At 70.4% G+C, this 22,893-nt stretch carries 23 protein-coding genes; 12 read left to right on the plus strand and 11 right to left on the minus strand.

The annotated features are described in order from the left end of the window. Positions 1 to 3: 3 nt before the first annotated feature. Positions 4 to 393, minus strand: coding sequence for a response regulator (locus tag ACPCJR_RS17475; RefSeq protein ID WP_391512854.1), 390 nt, complete (start codon positions 391 to 393; stop codon positions 4 to 6). Positions 394 to 684: 291 nt separating this feature from the next. Between ACPCJR_RS17475 and ACPCJR_RS17480 the strand changes: the two genes are divergently transcribed. The 3 genes from ACPCJR_RS17480 to ACPCJR_RS17490 are packed head-to-tail and all read left to right on the plus strand — an operon-like array spanning position 685 to position 3,451. Beyond that, on the plus strand, positions 685 to 1,593 hold the full coding sequence (locus ACPCJR_RS17480; protein ID WP_391513096.1) for a glycine betaine ABC transporter substrate-binding protein: 909 nt from the start codon (positions 685 to 687) through the stop codon (positions 1,591 to 1,593). Next, positions 1,590 to 2,732 carry an ABC transporter permease subunit gene (locus ACPCJR_RS17485; protein ID WP_391512852.1) on the plus strand — a complete coding sequence of 381 codons (1,143 nt, stop codon included), beginning with the start codon at positions 1,590 to 1,592 and terminating at the stop codon, positions 2,730 to 2,732. Before ACPCJR_RS17480 ends, ACPCJR_RS17485 begins: the two co-directional genes overlap by 4 nt. Then, positions 2,729 to 3,451: an ABC transporter permease gene (locus ACPCJR_RS17490; protein WP_391512851.1), complete on the plus strand. Its 723-nt coding sequence runs from the start codon at positions 2,729 to 2,731 to the stop codon at positions 3,449 to 3,451. Before ACPCJR_RS17485 ends, ACPCJR_RS17490 begins: the two co-directional genes overlap by 4 nt. A gap of 7 nt (positions 3,452 to 3,458) precedes the next feature. Here ACPCJR_RS17490 and ACPCJR_RS17495 read toward each other — a convergent pair whose 3' ends face one another. Then, on the minus strand, positions 3,459 to 4,544 hold the full coding sequence (locus ACPCJR_RS17495; protein WP_391512849.1) for a L,D-transpeptidase: 1,086 nt from the start codon (positions 4,542 to 4,544) through the stop codon (positions 3,459 to 3,461). Between the two features lie 109 nt (positions 4,545 to 4,653). Then, complete coding sequence (locus ACPCJR_RS17500) at positions 4,654 to 5,604, minus strand: extensin family protein (RefSeq protein ID WP_391512847.1); 951 nt, start codon at positions 5,602 to 5,604, stop codon at positions 4,654 to 4,656. A gap of 200 nt (positions 5,605 to 5,804) precedes the next feature. Here ACPCJR_RS17500 and ACPCJR_RS17505 point away from each other — a divergent pair, with 200 nt between their 5' ends. After that, on the plus strand, positions 5,805 to 7,898 hold the full coding sequence (locus ACPCJR_RS17505; RefSeq protein ID WP_391512844.1) for a M3 family metallopeptidase: 2,094 nt from the start codon (positions 5,805 to 5,807) through the stop codon (positions 7,896 to 7,898). 20 nt (positions 7,899 to 7,918) lie between these two features. On the opposite strand, the gene ACPCJR_RS17510 is transcribed toward ACPCJR_RS17505, so the two are convergent. The 3 genes from ACPCJR_RS17510 to ACPCJR_RS17520 form a co-directional block, all read right to left on the minus strand. Continuing rightward, positions 7,919 to 8,176, minus strand: a complete 258-nt coding sequence (locus tag ACPCJR_RS17510; RefSeq protein WP_391512843.1) for a hypothetical protein — start codon at positions 8,174 to 8,176, stop codon at positions 7,919 to 7,921. A 356-nt stretch (positions 8,177 to 8,532) separates the two neighbouring features. Then, on the minus strand, positions 8,533 to 10,206 hold the full coding sequence (locus tag ACPCJR_RS17515; RefSeq protein ID WP_391512841.1) for a formate--tetrahydrofolate ligase: 1,674 nt from the start codon (positions 10,204 to 10,206) through the stop codon (positions 8,533 to 8,535). Between the two features lie 267 nt (positions 10,207 to 10,473). Further along, complete coding sequence (locus ACPCJR_RS17520; RefSeq protein WP_391512839.1) at positions 10,474 to 10,695, minus strand: heavy-metal-associated domain-containing protein; 222 nt, start codon at positions 10,693 to 10,695, stop codon at positions 10,474 to 10,476. 280 nt (positions 10,696 to 10,975) lie between these two features. Here ACPCJR_RS17520 and ACPCJR_RS17525 point away from each other — a divergent pair, with 280 nt between their 5' ends. Next, positions 10,976 to 12,454 carry an EAL domain-containing protein gene (locus tag ACPCJR_RS17525; protein ID WP_391512837.1) on the plus strand — a complete coding sequence of 493 codons (1,479 nt, stop codon included), beginning with the start codon at positions 10,976 to 10,978 and terminating at the stop codon, positions 12,452 to 12,454. A gap of 25 nt (positions 12,455 to 12,479) precedes the next feature. Here the strand turns inward: ACPCJR_RS17525 and ACPCJR_RS17530 are convergent, their stop codons facing one another. The 3 genes from ACPCJR_RS17530 to ACPCJR_RS17540 form a co-directional block, all read right to left on the minus strand. Then, positions 12,480 to 12,707, minus strand: coding sequence for a hypothetical protein (locus tag ACPCJR_RS17530; protein WP_391512835.1), 228 nt, complete (start codon positions 12,705 to 12,707; stop codon positions 12,480 to 12,482). Between the two features lie 116 nt (positions 12,708 to 12,823). Further along, entirely contained in the window at positions 12,824 to 13,360 is a 537-nt protein-coding gene (locus ACPCJR_RS17535; protein ID WP_391512833.1) for a chemotaxis protein, read from the minus strand. 112 nt (positions 13,361 to 13,472) lie between these two features. After that, on the minus strand, positions 13,473 to 13,856 hold the full coding sequence (locus ACPCJR_RS17540; RefSeq protein WP_003604011.1) for a response regulator: 384 nt from the start codon (positions 13,854 to 13,856) through the stop codon (positions 13,473 to 13,475). 310 nt (positions 13,857 to 14,166) lie between these two features. Here ACPCJR_RS17540 and ACPCJR_RS17545 point away from each other — a divergent pair, with 310 nt between their 5' ends. Further along, positions 14,167 to 15,177 (plus strand): bifunctional riboflavin kinase/FAD synthetase, encoded by a 1,011-nt coding sequence (locus ACPCJR_RS17545; RefSeq protein ID WP_391512831.1) that lies wholly within the window; start codon positions 14,167 to 14,169, stop codon positions 15,175 to 15,177. A gap of 382 nt (positions 15,178 to 15,559) precedes the next feature. Here the strand turns inward: ACPCJR_RS17545 and ACPCJR_RS17550 are convergent, their stop codons facing one another. Further along, entirely contained in the window at positions 15,560 to 16,564 is a 1,005-nt protein-coding gene (locus ACPCJR_RS17550) for a 2-hydroxyacid dehydrogenase (protein ID WP_391512830.1), read from the minus strand. Between the two features lie 362 nt (positions 16,565 to 16,926). Here ACPCJR_RS17550 and ACPCJR_RS17555 point away from each other — a divergent pair, with 362 nt between their 5' ends. After that, complete coding sequence (locus ACPCJR_RS17555) at positions 16,927 to 17,520, plus strand: SH3 domain-containing protein (RefSeq protein ID WP_391512828.1); 594 nt, start codon at positions 16,927 to 16,929, stop codon at positions 17,518 to 17,520. A gap of 61 nt (positions 17,521 to 17,581) precedes the next feature. Here ACPCJR_RS17555 and irr read toward each other — a convergent pair whose 3' ends face one another. Then, positions 17,582 to 18,085 carry a Fur family transcriptional regulator Irr gene (gene irr, locus ACPCJR_RS17560; protein WP_391512826.1) on the minus strand — a complete coding sequence of 168 codons (504 nt, stop codon included), beginning with the start codon at positions 18,083 to 18,085 and terminating at the stop codon, positions 17,582 to 17,584. Between the two features lie 295 nt (positions 18,086 to 18,380). On the opposite strand from irr, the gene fabA reads away from it, so the two are divergent. The 5 genes from fabA (at position 18,381) to ACPCJR_RS17585 (ending at position 22,891) form a co-directional block, all read left to right on the plus strand. Further along, the gene (gene fabA / locus ACPCJR_RS17565; RefSeq protein WP_110352081.1) at positions 18,381 to 18,920 is read left to right on the plus strand and encodes a 3-hydroxyacyl-[acyl-carrier-protein] dehydratase FabA; all 540 of its coding nucleotides are present in this window, start codon (positions 18,381 to 18,383) and stop codon (positions 18,918 to 18,920) included. Between the two features lie 147 nt (positions 18,921 to 19,067). Then, complete coding sequence (gene fabB / locus ACPCJR_RS17570) at positions 19,068 to 20,294, plus strand: beta-ketoacyl-ACP synthase I (RefSeq protein WP_391512824.1); 1,227 nt, start codon at positions 19,068 to 19,070, stop codon at positions 20,292 to 20,294. A 438-nt stretch (positions 20,295 to 20,732) separates the two neighbouring features. Continuing rightward, the gene (gene fabI / locus ACPCJR_RS17575; protein ID WP_391512822.1) at positions 20,733 to 21,563 is read left to right on the plus strand and encodes an enoyl-ACP reductase FabI; all 831 of its coding nucleotides are present in this window, start codon (positions 20,733 to 20,735) and stop codon (positions 21,561 to 21,563) included. An 80-nt stretch (positions 21,564 to 21,643) separates the two neighbouring features. Then, positions 21,644 to 22,429: a flagellar type III secretion system pore protein FliP gene (gene fliP, locus ACPCJR_RS17580; RefSeq protein WP_391512820.1), complete on the plus strand. Its 786-nt coding sequence runs from the start codon at positions 21,644 to 21,646 to the stop codon at positions 22,427 to 22,429. A 57-nt stretch (positions 22,430 to 22,486) separates the two neighbouring features. Further along, positions 22,487 to 22,891 carry a DoxX family protein gene (locus ACPCJR_RS17585; RefSeq protein WP_391512818.1) on the plus strand — a complete coding sequence of 135 codons (405 nt, stop codon included), beginning with the start codon at positions 22,487 to 22,489 and terminating at the stop codon, positions 22,889 to 22,891. Positions 22,892 to 22,893: the final 2 nt, after the last annotated feature.

Below are 22,893 nucleotides of genomic sequence, written 5' to 3' on the forward strand. Positions count from 1 at the left end.
GGCTCAGCCCTGTGCGCGCTCGATGGCGGCGATCAGGGTGCGCTTGAGATCGGCCTGGCTGAAGGGCTTCTGCACCACCGGCCGGTCGCGGAACGGCTCGCGGATTCCCGCCCCGCCGTAGCCCGTCGAGAAGACGATGGGTAGCTGGCGCTCGGCGATAATTTCGGCCACCGGATAGATCGGCTCGCCCGCGACGTTCACGTCGAGGATGGCGACCGTGAAGCTCTCGCTGCGCGCCATTTCGAGGGCGGTGGCGAGACGCGCCGCCGGGCCGACGATCTCGCAGCCGAAATCGAGCAGCATGTCTTCGAGCAGCATGGAGATCGCTGCCTCGTCCTCGACGACCAGCACGCGGGCGCCGGACAGACGATCCTCGTTCGAATCCACAGTCACGCCGGGTCGTCTTCCCTATCGATCCGTTCCCGATCCGGAACGCTGTCTCTGGTGGGCCGATCATATCCTCGGCGCCCCGGACGGCGAGCGCCCGATACCTTCAGAAATGAAGTGCACGCCCGGAAAAACGCTGCCCGGTCTCGGAGCCGTCGCCCGTAAAGCTGAGCGTGTCAAGCGCCCGGACGGCTCGCCCGTGCTATGCTGGCAGAGCCAATGTTATTCCGCAAAACATTTCCCCACCACTGTCGCGAACGAGCCGCATTTCGCGGGCCGCCCGGTGCCGGCGCCGGCCTGAGCCGGCGCGGGCTTTTGGCGGCCGCCGCCGCGATGGCTCCGGCGCTGGGCCGGGCCGAGAGCGGCCGTCCGCTCGTGGTCGGTTCGAAGAGCGACACGGAGGGCGTTCTCCTCGGCAACCTGATCGCGCTCGTGCTCGAAGGGCTCGGCCTGCCCCTCACCCGCCGCCTCGGGCTCGGCCCGACGCTGATCGTCCGCTCGGCCCTGCTCGCGGGGGAGATCGACCTCTATCCCGAATATACCGGCAACGTCGCCTTCTTCTCCGGCACCGAGACCGACCCGGGCTGGAAGACGGGCGATGGTGCCTACGCGGCGGCCCTGCGGCTCGACGCCGCGCGGGGGCTCGTCTGGCTCGGGCGGGCGCCGGCCAACAACACATGGCTCATCGCGGTGCAGGGCCGACTCGCGCGGGAGCGGGGCCTCGCGACGATGGCGGATTTCGCGGCCGCCGTGCGGGACGACATCATCCGGCTCGCCGCCTCGACCGAGTTCGTGGAGAGCCCCGCCGCGCTGCCCTCCTTCGAGGCCGCCTACGGCTTCACCCTGCCGGTGAGCCGCATCGTCAGCCTGCCCGGCGGCGACACCGCCGTCACCGCGCGCGCCGCGGCGGAGGGCATCAGCGGCATCAATGCCGGCATGGTCTACGGCACGGACGGGGCGCTCGCCGCCCTCGATCTGGCGGTGATGAGCGATCCCAAGGGGGCGCAGATCGTCTACGAGCCCGCCCCGGTGATCCGCGCCGCGACACTGGAGCGCCATCCGCAGATCCGCGCCGCGCTCGATCCCGTCTTCGGCAGGCTCGATGCCGAGACCCTTCGGCGCCTCAATGCGGCGATCACCGTCGAGGGGCGCGTCGCCGCCTCCGTCGCGGCGGAATGGCTCGGGCGGAAGGCGGACCACCGGTGAGGAAGCGGATCGCTCTCGGACTGGCAGGCGCGGCCGTCTTTCCGGCTCTCCTCGCAGGCCTGCCGCTGATGCATCTCGCGCCGAACCGGCTGGTGACCGGCGCGGCCATCGACGCCCCGAGCACCCTCGGTCCCATGCTCTGGCCGGTCGCCGCCCTGGCGGCGATCGGGCTCGGCCTGCTGGCGGGAGGCCGCGGCCGGCTCGCTGCTGCCGTCGCCGGTCTGGCCTGCCTCGGCGCCTTCGCGCTGCTGCTCGCGGGTCTCGGGCACGGCGGCGCCGCCTGGATCGCCGGCCAGCCGCCCGCGGCGCGAGCGCGGCTCGCGGCCGGGGCGTGGATCGGCGCGAGCCTTCTCGCCGCCGCCGTGCCGCTCGCCGCCCGGCGCGTCGATCCGTCGGCGGGTGGCCCGCTCGGTGCACTCGCCCTGGCGGCGGCGGTGCTGGGCCTCTGGCTCGCGGGCCGTCTCAACGCGCTCTCGGTCGTGGTGGAGTTCCGGGCCCGGCGCGACGAACTCGCCGCGGCGCTCCTCGACCATCTCACCCTCGCCCTTGGCGCCTTGGCTCTGGCCGCCCTCGTCACCGGAGCGCTCGCGCTGTGGCGGCGCGGGCGCGGCCTTGTCGATCTGACCGTCAGCGGGTTGCAGGTCGTGCCCGCCGTCGCGCTGCTGGGCGGCCTCGTGGCCGCAGCCTCGGCCCTGCTCTCCGCCGCCCCGGCCCTGCGGAGCTACGGCCTCTCGGCGCTCGGCACGGTGCCGGCCCTCGTCGGGATCGCCGCCTACCTGTTGCTGCCGCTCTGGCGTGGGCTCCAGGGCGCCCTGCGCGCGCCGGACGCCGCCAGCCTCGACGCCGCCCGGGCGCTCGGCCTCACGCCGCGCCAGATCCTCACCGGCCTGCGCCTGCCGCTGGGTGCCTCGGTCCTGCTCGGGGGCGTGCGCGTGGCCGCGGTGCAGGCGCTCGGCCTCGCGACCCTCGGCGCCCTGGTCGGTGCGGGCGGGCTCGGCACCCTCGTCTTCGACGGCATGGCGCAGTTCGCGCCGGACCTGATCCTGCTCGGTGCCCTGCCGGTGATCGCCCTCTCGCTCGCCGCCGAGCGCGCCCTGAGCGGCCTGGAGGCGGCGGCCCGCCGCCGCTGGCCGTCATGAGGCGGCTCGCACCAGCCCTGGGGCCGCTCCTCCTCGGGCTCGCGCTCGCGGCGGCTTGCCATCCGGCCGCGGCGGGCCTCCTGGGCGGCGGAGGCGCGAACCGGCCCCTCTCGCTCGCCCGGCTGTCCGACCTCGCGCTCAACCATCTGGCTCTCGCGGCAAGCGGCTTCGCCCTCGTCGCCTGCCTAGGGTTGGGGCTCGGGCTGGTCGTGACCCGCTCGCGCTTCACGGCCCTGCGCGGCGGCATCGATACGCTGGCCGCTTTCGCACAGGCCGTGCCGCCGGTGGTCGTCGTGGCGCTGGCGCTGCCGATCCTGGGCTTCGGCGGGCCGCCGACCCTCCTGGCGCTTGCCGCCTACGGCATCATGCCGACCCTGCGCGGCACCGTCGGCGCCCTCGAATCGGTCTCGCCCGAGGCCCGCGAGGCGGCCCGCGCCGTCGGGCTCACGCCGGGTCAGGTTCTGCGGCAGGTCGAGCTGCCGCTCGCCGCTCCCGGCCTGATCGAGACCCTGCGCACCGCCTTCGTGCTCGCGGTCGCGGTGACGGCGGTGGGCGCGCTCGCCGGCGCCTCGACGCTCGGAACGCCCATCGTCGCCGGGCTGCAGAACCAGAACGTCGTCGCGATGTTTCAGGGCGCCGCGGCGGCGGCAGCGCTCGCCTTCCTCGGCGACGCGCTCCTGCTCGCGGCCGGCGGGCTCGCGCGGCGCGACGCGGCCTGAGACGGCGTCACTTGTCGAGAAACTCGACCTTCGCGCCCTTCGCCGTATGGCTCGCGAGGTCCCGCGCGTCCCAATTGGTCAGGCGGATGCAGCCGTGCGACTCCGTCTTGCCGACCTTCTCCGGGTCCGGGGTGCCGTGGATGCCGTAGGAGGGGATCGAGAGATCGATCCAGACGAGGCCGACGGGGTTGTTCGGTCCCGGATGAATCGAGAACTTCTTCTTCGCCGTCACGCCCTCGAAGCGGTATTTCGGGTTGTAGGTGTACCAGGGGTCGAAGGCGACCGCCTTCACCTTGGCCGACCCGTCCGGCGCGGGCTTCTCCGAACTGCCGATCGAGGCAGGGTAATCCGCCGTCAGCTTTCCGTCCTCGGCGAAGGCGCGCACGCGCTTGGTCCGCTTGTCGACCTCGATGCGGCTGACCTTCGGCGCCAGCGGCGCGCCCTCGACCTTGCCCTCGCCCAGCGGCGGCACCGCCGCCACGATCAGGCTGCCGCCCGCCTTGTCGAGGGGCACGTTCGGGTTGAGGGCGGAGAGCAGGTCGCGCTGCATGTGGAAGCGCTCGGCCAGCATTTCGCGGGTGTTCGTGTAGCGCATCGGCCCGACATCGGCCTGTTCCTGCATCTTGGCCGGCATCTTCTCGACGAAGGGGCCTTTCACGTCCTCTTCCGTGATGGTGTAGCTCGTCACGACCGGATCGGGGCTCGTGGCCTGAAGCCGGTCGAACAGCTCGCGGGTGAGCCGGTCCGAGGCCGGCAGACCTTGCGCGGCGGCAAAGGCCGCGAGCGCGCCGCGCAGGTTCTCGCCGTCGCGCCCGTCGATGGCGCCGGGGGAGAAGCGGGCGCGGTCGAGCAGCACCTGCACCTTCACCAAGAGCGGATCGGGCTTCTTCGAGGCCTCCGCCCGGTCGGCCGCCTTCTTCGCCTTCTTGCCGGACCCCTTTTCCGGCTTGGGCGCCTCCTGAGGCTCGCGGAAGGTCGCGCCATTGATGGCGTCGCGGGTCAGGGCCGGCGCCGGCTCTTCCGCGGCCGACGCGGCGACCGCGCTGACAAGACCGAGCGCCGTCAGCGCTCCCCGCATCCACGCCCGTCCCATCGCCCGCCCGCGCTCCCGATCCTTGAAGGGAAGAAAAGCCGCAAGCGCAGGCCGCCGTTCCTCCGCCGGAGCGGTTTTTATGAAGGCGCGGGAAAGGCTTCGGGCTCGATCACTGGCAGAGACGGTGCCCGGCGTTGCGCTCGCGCAGATCGAGATGAAGGTGGTTGCCGTGGGCTGCGTCGCTGCCCGGTCCCAGCACGGTGCGGAAGAAGCCGCAGGCGCTCGCCCGCACCCTGTCCAGGAAGGCGGCCTCCGGGCTGCCGGCGGGCGACGCGGTGACCTTCAGGCTCGCGCGCTTGGCGAAACCGTACCCCATCACGTCGATGGCGTTGGCGAAGCTGTGCTCGCTGAGCTTCGCGTCCGTGTCGTGGTTCTGGCCGCGGCAGACATAGGTGCCGCCCAGGCTCAGGCTCTTGAGGCCGTCGTCCAGTGTCTCGCGCGCGGCGACTTGCACCTCCGTCGTCCAGCGGGCCAGGGCCTCCGCCGCCCGGCAGCTCAGCGTCGCGGCGGGCTCCAGCGCGACACCGTCCGCGAGGGCCGTGACGCTCAGGGGGCGCGGCGCGCTGCACTGGCCGTTGCCGAGGGGGGCCATCGCCTCGAAGCGCGCCCCGAGCCGCTCCAGGCGCCGCAGGCAGGCGGTGTCGTCCGGGGCGGACACTTTCAGCGCGAGCGCCGCCTCCCCCGACAGTTCCGGCGGGCGCGCCGGCGGCAGGGGCGTCTCCGGCTGGGCGGCGGGCGCGTCCTTCGCCTCCTTCGTACCCTGGTCGGCGGCATCCTCGGTCGCCTGCTTCGGTGCGTCCCTGGACGCACCCTTGGGCGCCTCTCTGGGCGGCCCCTCGGCCTTCGCGTCCGAGCCGCCGGCCAGTTCCGGCGGGCGCTCCGGCGGCAGCGGCGTCACCTGCGGCGCGGGGGCAACGAGGTCGTTGGGACGCGCGGGCGGAGCCGGGGGCGGCAGCGGCACGGTCGCGGCCGGCGGCGTCCTGGCCGGCTCCGCTCCGGCCGGGGCGAGCGCGAGGCCGATCCCGACACCGAGCAGGCGGGCGAGGCTGAGAGGCGACATGCCACGATGATCCTCGCTTGCTCGGCCAAAGCCCGAGTCCCGCTCCGTCTTCCGCCGCGCGCGCCCGTCGGGCAAGGACGCGGAGGCAACGCCGGGCGAAATCCCGGCGCCGTTCGCGCCGCGCGCTCCGTCACTTTGCGCGGCCCGGCCCGCAAACCTATGTTCAGCCTCGATTGCACGACGCAGGCCGAAGGCACCGCATGACCGCCGACACCGCACGCGACCTCCTCGAACCGTCCGGCGCCGCCGGCCCGGCGGCGAACCCCTTCGACGCGCCCGCGTGGCCGACGCCCTTCGGCCTGCCGCCCTTCGAGGCGATCCGGCCCGAGCACTACGTGCCGGCCTTCGCCTCCGCCCTGAAGGCACACGAGGCGGAGATCGCGTCCATCGCCGGGAATGCCGAGGGGCCGAGCTTTGCCAACACCGTGGCGGCGATGGAGCGCGCGGGGCGGGCGCTCGACCGGGTCGCCAACGTGTTCTTCAACCTGACCGGCAGCGATACCAGCCCCGAATTGCAGGCGATCGAGCGGGCGGTGGCTCCGCAGCTCGCCCGGCACGGGAGCGCCATCACCTTGAACCCGCAGCTCTGGTCCCGGCTCTCGGCCATCGACGCCGACGCGGAAGACCTGGGCGCCGAGGAGCGGCGGGTGCTCGACCGTTACCGCAGCCGCTTCCGCCGGGCCGGCGCCGACCTCGCGCCGGAGGCGAAAGCCCGCCTCGCCGAGATCGCCACCCGGCTCGCCGAACTCGGCACGCAGTTCAGTCAGAACGTGCTCGCCGACGAGCGCGGCTTCGTGCTGCCGCTGGCGGGCGAGGAGGATCTGGCCGGCCTGCCGCACTTCCTGCGCGACGCCGCAGCCGGAGCCGCCGCGGCGCGGGGAGACGGGCACGGCCACGTCATCACCCTGTCCCGCTCGCTGATCGAGCCGTTCCTCGTCTTCTCGACCCGGCGGGACCTGCGCGAGCGGGCCTATCAGGCCTGGATCCGGCGCGGCGAGAACGGGGACGAGAGCGACAACCGCGCCATCGTCTCCGAGATCGTGCGCCTGCGGGCCGAGCGGGCGCGGCTGCTCGGCTTCGAGAGCTTTGCGCATCTCAAGCTCGACGATGCCATGGCCGGCTCGCCCGACGCCGCGATGGAGCTCCTGCGCAACGTCTGGAAGCCGGCGCTTCAGCGCGCGGCCGCCGAGCGCGAGGCGCTTCAGGCGCTGGTGCGGGCGGAGGGCCACGACTTCGCCCTCGGCGCCCACGACTGGCGCCACTACTCGGAAAAGCTCCGGCGGGCCGAGCACGACCTCGATGAATCCGAGATCAAGCCGTATCTGCCGCTCGAGGGCATGATCGAGGCCGCCTTCGACACCGCCTCGCGCCTGTTCGGGCTGCGCTTCGAGGAGGTCGTGGACGTTCCGCGCTATCATCCGGACGTGCGGAGCTGGATCGTGCGCGACGCCGACGGATCGCAGATCGGCCTGTTCCTCGGCGACTACTTCGCCCGACCCTCGAAGCGCTCCGGCGCCTGGATGAGCGCCTTCCGCTCGCAGGAGCGGCTGAACGGCGAGATCCGGCCGATCATCGTCAACGTCATGAACTTCGCCCGCGCCCCGCGGGGCGAACCGACGCTCCTCTCCTTCGACGACGCGCGCACCCTGTTCCACGAGTTCGGCCACGCCCTGCACGGCCTTCTCTCCGACGTGACCTATCCGCTGCTCTCGGGCACCGCGGTCTCGCGTGACTTCGTGGAGTTGCCCTCGCAGCTCTACGAGCACTGGCTTCAGCAGCCGGAGGTGCTGCGCGCCCATGCCCGCCACGTGCGGACCGGCGAGCCGATGCCGGCCGCGCTGCTGGAGCGCTTGCTGGCCGCCGCGAACTTCAACCAAGGTTTCGCCACCGTCGAGTACGCGGCCTCCGCCATCGTCGACATGACGCTGCACCTCTCGGCGGCCGGCGAGGACGGGCTCGACGTCGTCGCCTTCGAGGCGGATGCGCTGCGGCGCATCGCCATGCCGGCGGAGATCGCGGCGCGCCACCGGTCGCCGCACTTCGCGCACATCTTCTCCAGCGACGGCTACGCCGCCGGCTATTACAGCTATCTCTGGTCGGAGGTGCTCGATGCCGACGCCTTCGACGCCTTCCGCGAGGTGGGCGACATCTTCCACCCGGAGACGGCGCAACGTCTGCGCCGCATGATCTACGGCGCGGGCAACCTGCGCGACGCGCGAGAGGCCTACACCGCTTTCCGGGGCCGCCTGCCGAGCATCGAGCCACTGCTGAAGAAGCGTGGGCTCGCCGCTTAGGGGCGCTCGGTCGAAACGGGTCAGGCGGCTTGCTTGATGCCGCCGCGCAGCGACAGGTCGATCGGGCCGTCGAGGACAGGCAGCGGACGGGCCTGACGGTTCGACTGCCGCGCGTAATGGGCCCGGAGCAGTGTGGTCCGGTCGCGCAGATGCGCCTCGACCCGTCCGTTCATCCGGGCGACGAGGCCGGTCAGGGCGTCGAAACCTGCGGTGAGGGCATGGACGGTCGCGCCCATGCCGGAGGCGGCCATGTCGGCCGGCTTACGAAGAATGCTCATCTGGGACCGTTGGTGAGGGGAATCTGGGTCCGCAGATAGAGCCGAAACCGAAGCGTCAGCCGCGGCCGAACGCAGCAATCGATGCCGGGAACCGAGTGAAGACGGCGATCTTGTATGCAGTTACACTGGATACAGCGCTGTCCGGTCAACGATGGATCTGTCGCGACCGCGCAAACGATTGCCGAGGCCTCATCATCCCGAGCGCCGGGACTTTTATCACCGCATCGGCCGATCGGTGCGTGTGCCGTGCGGGACCGCACCGGACACGATGGCTTGTCGTCCGAGCGAAGCCGGGACGGTGCCGGTGGAGGCCGTGAAAGACCGCCACCGGCACCGCCCCCGGCAAAGAGAACCGCTTAGAACAGCCCGTCGATCTGACCGTTGGCGTCGAGCCGGATCGTGTCCGCCGCCGGCACCTTGGGCAGGCCGGGCATGGTCATGATCTCACCGCAGATCACCACGACGAAGCCGGCGCCCGCCGAGAGGCGCACGTCGCGCACCGAGACGAGGTGGCCCGACGGCGCGCCGATCAGGGTCGGATCGGTCGAGAACGAGTATTGCGTCTTGGCCATGCAGATCGGCAGACCGCCGTAGCCGTCCTTCTCGAAGCCGGCGAGCTTGGTCGCGGCCTTCGATTCGATCTGGATGTCGGCCGCGCCGTAGAGCTTGGTCGCGATCGCCTTGATCTTGTCGGTGAGCTTCGTCTCGGTCTCGTAGGCGAAGCTCAGCGGCTGCTGCTCGCCCTCGGCGAGCTTGACCACGGCCTGGGCCAGTTCCTCGGCGCCCGCGCCGCCCTCGGCCCAGTGCTTGCAGGTGATGGCCTCGACCTGAAGACGATCGCGGCACAGCTCCTTCAACTTCGCGTGCTCGGCGTCGGTATCCTGGAAGAAGTGGTTCACCCCGACTACGACCGGCAGGCCGAAGCTCCGCACGTTCTTCACGTGGCGCTCGAGGTTGGCGAAGCCCTTCTCCAGCGCACCGAGGTTCTCAGCCTGGAGGTCCTTCTTGTTGACGCCGCCATGCATCTTGAGGGCGCGGACGGTGGCGACGATCACAACCGCCGAAGGCTTGAGGCCGGTCTGGCGGCACTTGATGTCGATGAACTTCTCCGCGCCGAGATCGGCGCCGAAGCCGGCTTCCGTTACGGTGTAGTCGGCGAGCCGCAGACCGGTGCGGGTGGCGATCACCGAGTTGCAGCCGTGCGCGATGTTGGCGAAGGGGCCGCCGTGAATGAGGGCCGGGTTGCCCTCCAGCGTCTGCACGAGGTTCGGCTGGAGCGCGTCCTTGAGCAGCACGGTCATGGCGCCGGTCGCCTTCACCTCGGCCAGGGTCACCGGCTTGCGGTCGCGGGTCTCGGCGATGACGATGCGGCCGAGCCGCTGCTCCAGATCCGCCAGATCCTTGGCGAGGCAGAACACCGCCATGACCTCGGAGGCGACGGTGATGTCGAAACCGTCCTCGCGCGGGAAACCGTTGGCGACGCCGCCGAGCGACTGGTTGATGGCGCGCAGGGCCCGGTCGTTCATGTCGACCACGCGGCGCCAGTGGATGCGCCGCACGTCGATGTTGAGCTCGTTGGCCCAGTAGATGTGGTTGTCGATCAGCGCCGCGGCGAGCGAGTGCGCCGAAGTGATGGCGTGGAAGTCGCCGGTGAAGTGCAGGTTGATCTGCTCCATCGGCACGACCTGCGCCTTGCCGCCGCCGGCCGCCCCGCCCTTCATGCCGAAGCAGGGGCCGAGCGAGGGCTCGCGCAGGCACATCACGGCCTTCTTGCCGATGCGGTTGAGCGCGTCGCCGAGTCCCACCGTCGTGGTGGTCTTGCCCTCGCCCGCGGGCGTCGGCGAGATCGCGGTGACGAGCACCAGCTTGCCCTCGGGCTTGCCCTCCAGCGACTTGATGAAGTCGTGGTCGATCTTGGCGATGTGCTTGCCGTAATTGTGCAGGGCCTCGTCGGGTATGCCGAGCTTCTCGGCGACTTCGGCGATCGGCTTCAGCGTCGCCGCGCGGGCAATCTCGATGTCTGAGGGCATTTCTCTCACCGTCGTTTCTTGTCACCCGGGCTCCGGGCCCGTCGCACGGCCAGCGAACCGGGCCCGGCCATCGTCGCGCCGGGCAGGCTCTCTTGCGAGCCGAACCTCCCGCTCTGGCGCCGGGCGCCTCAGCGTAGTGGTCCGGCCACGATTTACCGATCTTCGCATTGTGAGCGAAACGGTGGGGAATTGCCTCTCGGATTTTTTTGATCCGCACCGTGAAGTTTTTGAGAGGACGAACGGCGCGCGATCCTCCGTCAGAACGGATCAGCCGGTCATCGCGGTTGCGGTGTAGCCCGCCTGGGTGAGCGCCTGGGCCACGTCGAGGCTCTGGGCGCGGGTCGTCGCGGTGACGCGGCCGTGCTCGACATCGACCGCGACCTCCGCATCCGGGTCGAGGCGGCGGATCGTGCGGCGCACGGCCTCCGCGCAGCCCTGGCAAGTCATCCCCTCCACGCGCATCGTCAGTTCGATCGGGTCCTGGTCCATCGCAGCACCTCCTACTCTCCGGTCGCGTGCCATCTGGCTCCGGGCGGGCCTCCGGCAAGGCAGCCTCGGAGCGCCGGCCTTCGGAGACGGAATGCACGGGGAGAAAGCGGGCCCCCGGCTTGCGGCGGAGAGCCGGCTCGGCGACATTATGGTTACGACGAGCCGAAGGCGTCACCGAACGCCGCCCGGCGCGTTGTCGCCACACGCTCCGCGGGTTCTCTCCCGCTTCGTGCGACGGAACCCCGGCCCCGGCCGCCAGAAAGAAACGCGTCGACCGCCGGTGAAGACACCGAAAGCCCGTACGATCCGCCCGCGCGGCACCCCGTGGATCCTCGGCCTCATCGGCATCCTGATCCTCGTTCCGCTGGCCCTCGTCGCGCCGCTCGCCGCGGCGGTCGCCGTGTCGTGCCTCGCGATCGTCGGGGGCTTGCTGCTGTGGCGCCGCCTGTCGGCCATCGCCGCCGCCCAGGAGGTCGCCTCCCGGGAGATCGGCGTGATCTCCCAGCGCCTCGTGAAGCTCGAAGCGGTCGCGGCAGCCCTGGTCCAGGGGCGCGGTCAGGCCGAGCCGCCCGCCCCTTCCACCGCCCCGGCTCTCGAAGCGCTCGACGCGCGGCTGAACGCGGGCATCGAGGAGGTCACGGCCGAGATCGGCATCCTCAGCGGCATCGTGCGGGAGCTGGCAGCCGTGGTGGCCGCGCAGGATGCGGACATCGCCGGCCTCAAGGCGCCCCGCCCTGCCCCGGCCCCGGCGCGTCCGACCGAGACCGTGGCCGAGACGGTCGCCGAGACGATCCAGCCGGTGCCGCTGCCGGCCGCCTCCGTTCTCCCGAATCCCGAGCCGGTTGCGCCACCCATGCGGCTCGTGCCGCGCACGGCCCCGCCCGCCACCCGCGCGCCCGATCCGCTTCTCGGCATCGGCGACGAGCGCTCCCTGATCGACGCCTTCGACGGCGAAGGCCTCGAAGTCTACCTGCAGCCGGTGGTGACCCTGCCGCAGCGCAAGGTCGTGGCCTACGAGGCACTGGCGCGGCTCAAGATCGGCGAGGCGGTGCTGGCACCCGAGAGCTTCCTGCCCGTGCTGGAGCGGCACGGCCGCACCACCGCGCTCGACCGGCGCATGCTCCAGCGCGTGGCCACCATCGCGCGCCATCTCCAGGGGCGCGGCAGCCCCGCCGCGGTCAGCTACAGCCTGACGCCGCACTCGCTCTACGAGCCAGGCTTCCTGCGCTCCCTCGGGCGCCTCGTCAGCGAGGGACCGGAACTCGCCGGCCGCGTGGTGATCGCCCTGCCGCAGGTGAGCTGGCGCAACCTCGACGCCGAGCAGGCCTCCCTGCTGGCGAGCCTGCGCGGGCGGATCGGGTTCGTGATGGATCGGCCGATCGATCTGCGCTTCGATCCGACCGCCCTGGCCGAGCGCGGCATCGCCCAGGTGAAGGTGACGGCAGCGATGCTGCTGCGACCGCTCGACCGCACGGCGATGCCGGACATCGCCCTGGAGGATCTGGTCTCCTCCCTCGCCCGGGCCGGTATCCGGCTCGTGGCGACCGGCGTCGAGACGGAATCGGAGGTGCCCGACCTGATCGATCTCGACGTGCCGCTGGCCCAGGGCGCGATCTTCGCGCCGCCCCGCGCCGTACGGTCCGAGGTGCTCTCCACCCCGTCCGACAACGCGCCGCCGCTGCCGCCCTCCCCCGATCCGCCGCCGAGTCCACCGCCGCAGCGCCGCCCCTTCCGGGATTTCCTGCGCCGGGCGGGGTGAGACGCGGGCCACTCAGGGCGTCGCTTCAGGCCTTGGCCGCCTCTCGCTCCAGGCGCCGTCGCAACCGGGTGGCGCCGTAGACCTGGGCCAGACGTCGGCGCGCCGCGTGGACCGGCGGGGCCTCGCGCTCGACGCGGGCGGCGGCGATCACGAGAAGCGTCGTCGCGACGGAGTGATGAAGCCGTCCCCGCGCGTGGGCGCGGTCGAGGGCGTCGCCGGATGTGCGATCCGGCGGCAGATCGATGCTCGCCATGGTCCAGCCCCTGCGAGATCCTCTGTCGGGATCCCGCCTCCTTCTTCGGAGAGGAGAGTGACGGCTTTTCGTACGCCCGATGGCCGGAAGACGGCAGCTTGGCCGTAAGTGGGACCTCAGGCGAACAGGGCGTCGATCGCGTCCTGGGCCGTGGCCGGGCCGCCCTTCTGCGGACCGTTCAGCAGAAGCGACTCGTTGCGCGCCCGGCGATCGACCTCCAGCTCGTCGATGCCGCTGGCGTCGCGGGCCTTGACGGCGGAGCTGAACCGCGCCAGCCGGCCTTCGAGCTGGCTCATCGCCTCCGCGACCTTGCCGATGCGCTGGCCCGTGATGTCCTGGAAGGCGCAGGCCTCGAAGATGTCGTAGATCCTGGCTTCCACCGCCGCGCGGTAGCCCGGGCCGTCGGGCAGGCCGAGGATGGTCTCGGCCGCGCCCATGATCGAGTCCGTCGCGCCGGCGGTCGCCGCGACCACCTCGCTGAGCTCCTCGTGGACCATCGGCAGGCGGTCGCGGGTCAGCTCGTTGGCCCGCAGCAGCGCGATCGCGTCCCGCAGGTTCGAGATGTAGTCGGCGATGTCGAGGAGTTCCTTGACCATCACCGAAGGGCTGGAGGTCTGCGACCGGGCGTCGCGTGCCGATGCCGTCGATCTCATGGATGATCTCTCGAGGGATCTTTCGTGTCTCGGGCTTGCGGTGGCGCATTCCGCGCTCCCCCCGGCGGAGGGCCGCCCCGTTCGGGCGGCCGCACCGGAGGCGAGCCGGAGGTCAGGCTCCGCAGACGGCCTCGATCTTCGACTTGAGCGTCGCGGCGTTGAACGGCTTGACGATGTAGTTGTTCACGCCGGCCTTCTTGGCGGCGATGACGTTCTCGGTCTTCGACTCGGCGGTGACCATGATGAACGGCGTGGTGCGCAGGCCCTCGTCGGCGCGCACGTGGCGCAGCAACTCGTAGCCCGTCATCGGCTCCATGTTCCAGTCGGAGATGACGAGGCCGTACTTGCGGCCCTTCAGGCGGGCGAGCGCCGCCGTTCCGTCGGAGGCATCGTCCACGTCCTCGAAGCCGAGCTGCTTGAGGAGGTTGCGGATGATGCGCACCATGGTTTGGTAGTCATCGACCACCAGGATAGGCATGCTGAGGTCGAGGGCCATGTGAAACGAGCTCCGGTTGTCCCTGGTCGGTGCTGGGGGCGCACCGTCCTCTGACGCGAACGCGGTCGCGTCGGCGAGCGAGGACGGCGCTGCCTTCCGTCCCCGGGACCATAGTTCGGAGCGACTTGCGAAGCGGTTAATCGCGCGGACCGCGAAACCGTGACGTGCGCGCAGGCCGGGCCCTTCGCTTGACCGGGGAAGCCGATTTCGCCAAGTCTCCGCCCGCGCGGCCCGTCTCCGCCCACGCGGCGGGATCGGACGCACCCGCCCTGCCCCTTCAAGCCTCGCAGTGATCCGATCGCAGGAGCCGATGCCGTCAGGCGATGAGTACGCCGCGCCGCCCGAGCGGACCGATCCCGCCGCGCGCAGGCCGTTCGCGATCTGCCGCGAGGACGACGCGGTGCCGGCTTCCCTGGCGGGCGCCGTCGCGGCCCTGGGCAATTTCGACGGTGTGCATCGCGGCCACCGCGCGCTGATCGAGGCCGTGCGCCGGGAAGCGGGCACGCATCCCGCCGCCGTGCTGACCTTCGAGCCGCATCCGCGCGCCTTCTTCGCACCCGATCAGCCGATGTTCCGTCTCACCGGCCCGCGGGCCAAGGAGATCGTCTTCGCGCGGCTCGGTCTCGACGGGCTGATCGTGCGCCGCTTCGATCGCGCGCTTGCCGGCACCAGCGCCCGGGACTTCGTGGAGAGCTGCCTTCGCGATGATCTCGGCCTGTCCGGCGTGGTGATCGGCCACGATTTCCATTTCGGCCGCGGCCGCGAGGGCTCGCCGGGCGTGCTGGCCGATCTCTGCGCGCAGGCGGGGCTTGCCTGCCGCATCGTTCCTGCGGTCTCGGCGGAGCCCGGCGACGCGCCGATCTCATCGAGCGCGATCCGGGCGGCGCTGGCGGCGGGCGACGTGGCACGGGCCAACGCCCTGCTCGGCTACCGCTGGTTCGTGCTGGCGCAGGTGCGCCACGGGGACAAGCGCGGGCGCACCCTCGGTTATCCGACCGCCAACCTCGCCCTCGATGCCTGCGGACTGGCGCACGGCATCTACGCGGTGCGGGTGCGCCTGCCCGACGGCAGCCTGCACGATGGCGTGGCGAGCTACGGCCGCCGCCCGACCTTCGACGACGGGGCGCCGCTCCTCGAAGTACACCTGTTCGATTTCTCGGGCGATCTCTACGGACAGGAGGTCGCGGTCGAACTGCTTACCTACCTGCGCGGCGAGGAAAAGTTTTCAAGCGCCGAGGCGCTGGTCGCGCAGATGGATGTGGATTCCGCCCGTGCGCGGGCGGCGATCGGGTTGGATCGCGCGGCGTCGATGCTGGGATAAGCCCGCGCCACGGTCCTGGCGAAGCGCCGATCGAGTTCCCGGACCGTTTCGATCCTGCGCCGAGGCTCGGCCACGAAGAACGGCACGTTTAAGCCTGCCGCTGCATCCGAATGATTGCTGCAGAGTCTTCGTCCTGGCGAGGCGAAGTCGTGGCACCTCAGGGCTGCGAACCCTTTGGAGAAGTCGCGCCCTGGATCGCTTCGGCTCCGACTCGCGATGACGGCATCTGCCAGAATCCGAAGCGACCGTTTGAAAATGATGCGGCGCTCAGCAGGACGTTGAAACATTCGGCGAGGAACCAATCGGAACGGCCGGGCGCAGACCCATCCACTGACGACGGCGACGGACGCCGCCGTCAGCGGTCTCTTCGAACCGACCCGCGTCAGAGCATGCTGGGCAGGATGCGATCCGGCGGGCGGTGGCCGTCCATGAAGGTCTTGATGTTGATGATGACCTTCTCGCCCATGTCGGTGCGGCTCTCGTGCGTGGCCGAGCCCATATGCGGCAGCAGCACCACCTTGCCCGAGCGGGCGAGCCGCACGAGGCGCGGGCTCACCGCCGGCTCCTGCTCGAACACGTCGAGGCCGGCCGCCGAAATCTCGCCGGCCTCGATGAGCCGCGCCAGGGCGTTCTCGTCGATGACTTCGCCGCGGGCGGTGTTGACTACGATCGATTCCGGCCTGAGCAGCTTGAGCCGGCGGGCGGAGAGCAGATGGTAGGTCGCGGGCGTGTGCGGGCAGTTCACGGAGACGATGTCGACCCGCGCCAGCATCTGGTCGAGGGATTCCCAGTAGGTCGCGTCGAGCGATTCCTCGATCGAGGAGGGCACCCGGCGGCGGTTGTGATAGTGGATCGAGAGGCCGAAGGCCTTGGCGCGGCGGGCCAGCGCCTGGCCGATGCGGCCCATGCCGACGATGCCGAGGCGCTTGCCGGTGATGCGGCGGCCCAGCATCCACGTCGGCGACCAGCCGGTCGTCCAGTCGTCCTCGGGGATGATGCGCGCGCCCTCGGCGATCCGGCGGGCGACCGCCAGGATCAGCGCCATGGTCATGTCGGCGGTGTCCTCGGTCAGCACGCCGGGCGTGTTGGTGACGGTGATGCCGCGCTCCAGGGCGGCGGCGACGTCGATATGGTCCACACCATTGCCGAAATTGGCGATGAGCCGGAGGTTCGGACCCGCATGCGCGAGCACGCCGGCGCTGATCTCGTCGGTCACGGTGGGGACCACCACGTCGGCCTCGCGGAACGCGGCAGCCAAGGCCTCCTGCGAGAGCGGCGCGTCGTCGTGGTTGAGGCGCGTGTCGAACAGTTCGCGCATGCGCGTCTCGACCGCGTCCGGCAGACGCCGGGTGACGACCACCAACGGCTTGCGCTTCAACGACGACATGTTTCCTCCCGGCGAGGCCGTCCCGCGTTTCGTTCCTGCCCCGAGCCCGGCCTCCGGTGCGGTTGCCCGCCCGCCGGCTTACGCTCCCTTAACCACGTTGCGGCCAGAAGGGGCGGAGGCGGACCGGGCTCCCGGCCACGCCGCAGGACATCCGGCCTCTCTACCAGAGAGGTCGGGGAACACAATGCGGCCGATCCCGTCCGTCCCGCCCGGAACGCCGTCGCCCCGGCGGCAAATCCAGGGCGGCCGAAGACGGTCGTTGCCGGTCCCGGCCGGACGACGCCGCCTGAACACGCCTTCTCTCCGCCGTCCCGGACGGCGGACACGACCTTCCCGAAGCCACGGATCGGAGACGAGGGACCATGCGCCCGCCTAGCCTTCCCCTGGTGAACCCCACCCGCCTTGCACTGCTCGCGGCGTTGTTCGCCCTGCTGGTGCCGCTGACCGCCGAGGCGGCACCGCCCGCCGAATCCGAGGTCGGCAAGGGGCCCGTCACCAAGCTGCCGCTGCCGCGCTACGCCAGCCTGAAGAGCAACCGCGTGAATCTGCGCGAGGGGCCTTCGAAGGATCACCGCACGCTCTGGGTGTTCCAGCGGGCCGGCTTGCCCGTCGAGATCGTCGCCGAGTTTGAAACCTGGCGGCGCATCCGTGATTCGGAGGGGACCGAGGGCTGGGTTCTGCACAACCTGCTGTCGGGACGCCGCACCGCCGTGGTGATTCCGCCCTCGGGAGAGCGCGCCGACTCGGCCAAGTCCACGGTGCCGCTCACGGCTGCCGCCGACGAGCAAGCGGCCGAGGAAGCCCGGCTCCAGCCCGGCGTCATCGGCAGCGTGAAGAGTTGCAGCGGCACGTGGTGCCGGCTCGTCGTGCCGCTCCCCGACAAGAGGGGCGACGTGGACGGCTACATCCGCCAGAGCCGGCTCTGGGGCGTCTACCCGAACGAGCGGGTGGAGTAGAAACGAGAAAGGGCCCGGAAAATCCGGGCCCTTTCTCGTTCAGGGACGGCGCGAAGCCGAATCAGGCGCGGCCGGACGCGGCGCGGCGGCGCAGGCGGACGATCACCTCGACGCCGGCGATCTCCATGCCCTCGGGCGCCTCGGGCAGCGAATCGACCGAGATGCCGCATTCCGGCATGTCGAGCACCTCGCCCTCTTCCTCCAGGAAGAAGTGGTGGTGCTCGCTCGGGTTCGTGTCGAAATAGGCCTTCGACCCGTCGAGAGCGAGCTGGCGCAGCAGGCCCGCCTCGGTGAACTGGTGCAGCGTGTTGTAGACGGTCGCCAGCGAAACGGGGACCTTGGCCCGCATCGCCTCGTCGTAGAGCATTTCCGCCGTCAGGTGGCGGTCGCCGCGGCCGAACAGGAGCCAGCCCAGCGAGAGGCGCTGGCGGGTCGGCCGCAGACCTGCCCGGCGCAGACGGTCGCGCAGGTCGGAGAGCGGGCAGCCCCGACGGCCGCTGACCGCGTCGGCCGGCGAGATCGAGCGTGCGTTGAGCACGGCCTGAAGAGGCGTCAGATCGGACATGGCTGGGAAGGATTCCCACTAATTTAGAATGACTAAAGCTAGCAAAGTATACGGCCGCGCAGCGCCTGCGGCAACCCGTACAAGCCCAAGCTCCGGTTTGATGCGTGGAGGACGCATGGCTCGTGGGCAGGCTGGACGCACAATGCGTGGCTCCGGGCGCGATTCATGAGGGCCGTATCCGACCGACTTCGCTTTGTGAGCGCGGCAAGCCTGTGCTACGAGGCGCCCACTCCGTCACCCTCCGACCGCCCTGTTCCGTCGGACCCGTCCGTCACCGAGGACCCGTACGTCATCCATGGCCTCTCTCGACCAGCAATCCGACGGCGCTTCTCCGCAGCGCGCTTCGAGCTTCTCCTACGAGGATCTCCTGGCCTGCGGGCGCGGTGAGCTGTTCGGGGCCGGAAACGCGCAGCTCCCGCTGCCGCCGATGCTGATGTTCGACCGGATCACCTCGATCGGGACCGAGGGCGGCGCCCACGGCAAGGGTCACGTGCTGGCCGAATTCGATATTCGGCCCGACCTCTGGTTCTTCCCCTGCCACTTCAAGGGCGATCCGGTGATGCCCGGCTGCCTCGGCCTCGACGCGCTCTGGCAACTCGTCGGCTTCCATCTCGGCTGGCTCGGTTCGCAGGGCCGCGGCCGGGCGCTGGGCGTCGGCGAGGTGAAGTTCACCGATCAGGTGCTGCCGAGCGTCAAGCAGGTCGTCTACGGCATCGACATCAAGCGCGTGCGCCAGGGCAAGCTCGTGCTCGGCATCGCCGATGGCTGGCTCGAGGCCGACGGCCGGCGGATCTACGAGGCGAGCGACCTGCGAGTGGCCCTCTTCCGCTCCTGAGCCTCGGCCGGGCGCCGATTGCGCGCGGCGATCGAGCCTGCCGGGAGCGAAAGAGCGCCCGTGCGCGGTTGAGATTGGGCGCGCATCATCCTAACTGACCCCCGAAGAAACGCCGCGGAAGCCGCGGCGCAAGCAGCTTGAGCCATCATGCGGCGTGTCGTCATCACCGGGATGGGCATCGTCTCGTCCATCGGCAATAACACTCAGGAGGTTCTGGCCTCCCTGCGCGAGGCCCGTTCGGGCATCACGCGTGCCGAGGCGCAGGCCGCGCACGGCTTCCGCAGCCAGATCGCGGGTGCACCGACGATCGATGCGGAAGGTGTCGTGGACCGGCGCGCGATGCGCTTCCACGGCGGCGGGACGGCCTGGAACCACATCGCGATGGATCAGGCGATCCGCGATGCGGGGCTGGAGGAGCGCGAGGTCTCCAACGACCGCACCGGCATCATCATGGGTTCGGGCGGTCCCTCGACCCGCACCATCGTCGAATCCGCGGCCATCGCCCGCGAGAAGGGGCCGAAGCGGGTCGGGCCCTTCGCCGTGCCGAAGGCGATGTCCTCGACGGCCTCCGCGACGCTCGCCACGTGGTTCAAGATCCGCGGCGTGAACTACTCGATCTCCTCGGCCTGCGCGACCTCGAATCACTGCATCGGCAACGCCGCCGAGATCATCCGCGGCGGCCGCCAGGACGTCATCTTCGCGGGCGGCTGCGAGGAGCTGGACTGGACCCTTTCCGTCCTGTTCGACGCCATGGGCGCGATGTCCTCGCGCTACAACGACACGCCCTCCCGCGCCTCGCGCGCCTACGACGTGAACCGCGACGGCTTCGTCATCGCCGGCGGCGCGGGCGTGCTGGTCTTGGAGGAGTACGAGCACGCCAAGGCTCGCGGCGCCAGGATCTACGGCGAGGTCGCGGGCTACGGCGCCACCTCCGACGGTCACGACATGGTCGCCCCCTCCGGTGAGGGCGCGGTGCGCTGCATGCGCCAGGCCATGGAGGATCTGAAGGGCGTCAAGATCGACTACATCAACCCGCACGCCACCTCGACGCCCGTGGGCGACGACAAGGAGATCGAGGCGATCCGCGCGGTGTTCGGCGCGGGCGACGCCTGTCCGCCGATTTCGGCCACCAAGTCGCTGACCGGGCATTCGCTGGGCGCCACCGGCGTGCAGGAGGCGATCTACGCGCTCCTGATGATGAACAACGGCTTCATCTGCGAGAGCGCGCATATCGACGAGCTCGATCCGGCCTTCGCCGACATGCCGATCCTGCGCCAGCGCCGCGACGGGGCGCAGCTCGGCCACGTGATGTCGAATTCCTTCGGCTTCGGCGGCACGAACGCGACGCTCGTGCTGAAGCATCCCGACGCCTGACCGGCCCCTTCGGCACCGCGCTCTCGGCGCTGCAGCTCGACTGTTCTCGCAGTTGCGAAGACGAGGCGAAAGCATAGGGCGACACTTAGTCTGATCGATCTCAGGAACATGACCGTTGCGTCGGCGTTCCTGCTTCGTTAGGCAGGTCGTACCATGATCGTCATCCTCGCTTTGTTCATCGTATGCGGCTTGGCCCTGGCGGCCAGCCTGGCCGTACGCGCGAAGCAGAAGTTGATAGACGACGCCCAGTCCGGCACCCGCGGCTACTTCTGACCGCACCCCGCAAGACGAACCCCACAGCCCCGCTGCCTCAACGCCGGGGCTCTTGCGTTCCGAACTCGGATCGGAGCCGCACGCGTGGACAGGCCCGCGCCGGACGGGCTAAGCCTCGGGCGAGGAAATGCGGCGCCGGGCCGAACGCGGACGGATTTTGAGCGAATGACGGGTTTGATGGCGGGCAAGCGCGGCCTCATCATGGGGGTCGCCAACGATCATTCGATCGCGTGGGGCATCGCCAAAACCCTGCACCAGCACGGGGCCGAACTCGCCTTCACCTATCAGGGCGAGGCGCTGGGCCGTCGCGTCTCGCCGCTCGCCGCCTCCGTCGGCTCCGACATCGTGCTGCCCTGCGACGTGGAGGATCTCGCCACGGTCGATGCCGTGTTCGATGCGCTCGATGAGCGTTTTCCCGACGGCATCGACTTCATCGTCCACGCCATCGGCTTCTCGGACAAGGCGCAGTTGAAGGGCCGCTACGTCGACGTGACGACCCGCGCGAACTTCTCGCGCACCATGACGATCTCCTGCTTCTCCTTTACCGAACTGGCCCAGCGCGCCGCCGCCCGGATGCCGCGGGGCGGCTCGCTCCTGACCCTGACCTATGCGGGTTCGACCCGGGTCATGCCGAACTACAACGTGATGGGCGTGGCCAAGGCGGCACTGGAAGCCTCCGTGCGCTACCTCGCGACGGATCTCGGCCCGGACGGCATCCGCGTGAACGCGCTCTCGGCGGGCCCGATGCGGACGCTGGCCGGCGCCGGCATCGCCGACGCGCGGCTGATGTACAATCACCAGAAGGCCCACGCTCCTCTACGCCGCACGGTGACGCTGGAGGATGTCGGCAACTCGGCTCTCTACCTGCTCTCCGACCTGTCGAGCGGCGTGACCGGCGAGATCCACTTCGTGGATTCGGGCTACAACATCATCTCGATGCCCCGCCCCGCCGTGCTTCAGGCCCAGGACGAGGCCGGCGTCGTCGGCGACGATTGATCGCCGCGCGCGGTTGCCCGGGCGGCGTGTCTTCCCGCCGCTTGTCGAATGTCCGCCCGCGCCGCAGGGTGCGGCCCGCGATGACCCCCTCCCCGCCCCGCCGCTCGCTCCGAACCGCGCTGCCTGCTGGTCTCCTGGTCGGTCTCCTGGCCGGCCTTCTGGCCGCTGGGCTGATCGTGGGCGGAACCGGGGCGGCGCTTGCTCAGAGCGTCACCCTCGATCTCGGTGCCGGCGGCACCACGGAGCGCGCGCTTCAGCTCGTCGCGCTGATCACCGTCCTGGCGCTGGCGCCCTCCGTGCTCGTGATGGCGACCTCCTTCACCCGGATCGTCGTGGTTCTCTCGATCCTGCGCTCGGCGCTTGGCACGCAGACCGCGCCGCCCAACACGGTGATGGTGAGCCTCGCCCTGTTCCTGACCGCCTTCGTCATGGCGCCGACTGCCCGCGAGGCCTACCGGGCCGGGATCGAGCCGCTGGTGGCGGGACAGATCACCCAGTCCCAGGCCTTCGAGCGGGCATCGGCCCCCTTCAAGACCTTCATGCTGCGCAACGTGCGCGAGAAGGATCTGAAGCTCTTTCTCGACATGTCGCGCCAGTCCGTTCCCGCCGGCCCCGAAGCCATCGGCCTGGAGATCGTCACGCCCGCCTTCATGATCTCGGAATTGCGCCGCGCCTTCGAGATCGGCTTCCTGCTCTTCATCCCCTTCCTCATCATCGACCTCGTGGTCGCCTCGGTGCTGATGGCGATGGGCATGATGATGCTGCCGCCCGCGACGGTGGCGCTGCCGTTCAAGCTGATCTTCTTCGTGCTCGTGGACGGCTGGACCCTCGTGGCGGGCTCCCTGATTCAGAGCTACGGAGGGTGAACGAAGGCCCGCCACGATTCGTGGTTGCGGCCCGATCCTTCGTGAGAAAGTCGAAACATGAATCTGACGACCGTGACCACCCAGTGGGCGCCGAGGATGTTGAGCGTGCTGCGGATCGTCTCCGCGCTGGTCTTCATGGCGCACGGCACGCAAAAGATCCTGGGCTTTCCCGCCAGCGCGATGAACCCGCCGCTTCTCTCGCTCTCCGGCATTGCCGGCCTGCTCGAACTCGTCGGCGGAGCGCTGCTGCTCATCGGCCTGTTCAGTCGCCCGGTGGCCTTCATCCTGTCCGGCCAGATGGCGTTCGCCTACTTCATCGCCCACGCGCCCAAGAGCTTCTTCCCGGCCCTGAACGGCGGCGACGCGGCGATCCTGTTCTGCTTCGTCTTCCTCTACATCGCCTTTGCCGGTCCCGGCCCCTGGAGCATTGACGCGCAGCGCGGTCGCGGCACGTCCTACTGAGC

Source organism: Methylobacterium sp. NPDC097929 (assembly GCF_049543375.1).
Taxonomy (GTDB): domain Bacteria; phylum Pseudomonadota; class Alphaproteobacteria; order Rhizobiales; family Beijerinckiaceae; genus Methylobacterium.

Coding starts and splice junctions, on each gene's coding strand:
- ACPCJR_RS17545 (WP_391512831.1), top strand. CDS start 14,167: ATGCCGTCAGGCGATGAGTACGCCGCGCCGCCCGAGCGGACCGATCCC.
- irr (WP_391512826.1), bottom strand. CDS start 18,085: ATGTCCGATCTGACGCCTCTTCAGGCCGTGCTCAACGCACGCTCGATC.
- ACPCJR_RS17520 (WP_391512839.1), bottom strand. CDS start 10,695: ATGGACCAGGACCCGATCGAACTGACGATGCGCGTGGAGGGGATGACT.
- ACPCJR_RS17550 (WP_391512830.1), bottom strand. CDS start 16,564: ATGTCGTCGTTGAAGCGCAAGCCGTTGGTGGTCGTCACCCGGCGTCTG.
- fabA (WP_110352081.1), top strand. CDS start 18,381: ATGGCCTCTCTCGACCAGCAATCCGACGGCGCTTCTCCGCAGCGCGCT.
- ACPCJR_RS17490 (WP_391512851.1), top strand. CDS start 2,729: ATGAGGCGGCTCGCACCAGCCCTGGGGCCGCTCCTCCTCGGGCTCGCG.
- ACPCJR_RS17535 (WP_391512833.1), bottom strand. CDS start 13,360: ATGAGATCGACGGCATCGGCACGCGACGCCCGGTCGCAGACCTCCAGC.
- ACPCJR_RS17585 (WP_391512818.1), top strand. CDS start 22,487: ATGAATCTGACGACCGTGACCACCCAGTGGGCGCCGAGGATGTTGAGC.
- ACPCJR_RS17530 (WP_391512835.1), bottom strand. CDS start 12,707: ATGGCGAGCATCGATCTGCCGCCGGATCGCACATCCGGCGACGCCCTC.
- fliP (WP_391512820.1), top strand. CDS start 21,644: ATGACCCCCTCCCCGCCCCGCCGCTCGCTCCGAACCGCGCTGCCTGCT.
- fabB (WP_391512824.1), top strand. CDS start 19,068: ATGCGGCGTGTCGTCATCACCGGGATGGGCATCGTCTCGTCCATCGGC.
- ACPCJR_RS17515 (WP_391512841.1), bottom strand. CDS start 10,206: ATGCCCTCAGACATCGAGATTGCCCGCGCGGCGACGCTGAAGCCGATC.
- fabI (WP_391512822.1), top strand. CDS start 20,733: ATGACGGGTTTGATGGCGGGCAAGCGCGGCCTCATCATGGGGGTCGCC.
- ACPCJR_RS17555 (WP_391512828.1), top strand. CDS start 16,927: ATGCGCCCGCCTAGCCTTCCCCTGGTGAACCCCACCCGCCTTGCACTG.
- ACPCJR_RS17510 (WP_391512843.1), bottom strand. CDS start 8,176: ATGAGCATTCTTCGTAAGCCGGCCGACATGGCCGCCTCCGGCATGGGC.
- ACPCJR_RS17500 (WP_391512847.1), bottom strand. CDS start 5,604: ATGTCGCCTCTCAGCCTCGCCCGCCTGCTCGGTGTCGGGATCGGCCTC.
- ACPCJR_RS17505 (WP_391512844.1), top strand. CDS start 5,805: ATGACCGCCGACACCGCACGCGACCTCCTCGAACCGTCCGGCGCCGCC.
- ACPCJR_RS17495 (WP_391512849.1), bottom strand. CDS start 4,544: ATGGGACGGGCGTGGATGCGGGGAGCGCTGACGGCGCTCGGTCTTGTC.
- ACPCJR_RS17540 (WP_003604011.1), bottom strand. CDS start 13,856: ATGGCCCTCGACCTCAGCATGCCTATCCTGGTGGTCGATGACTACCAA.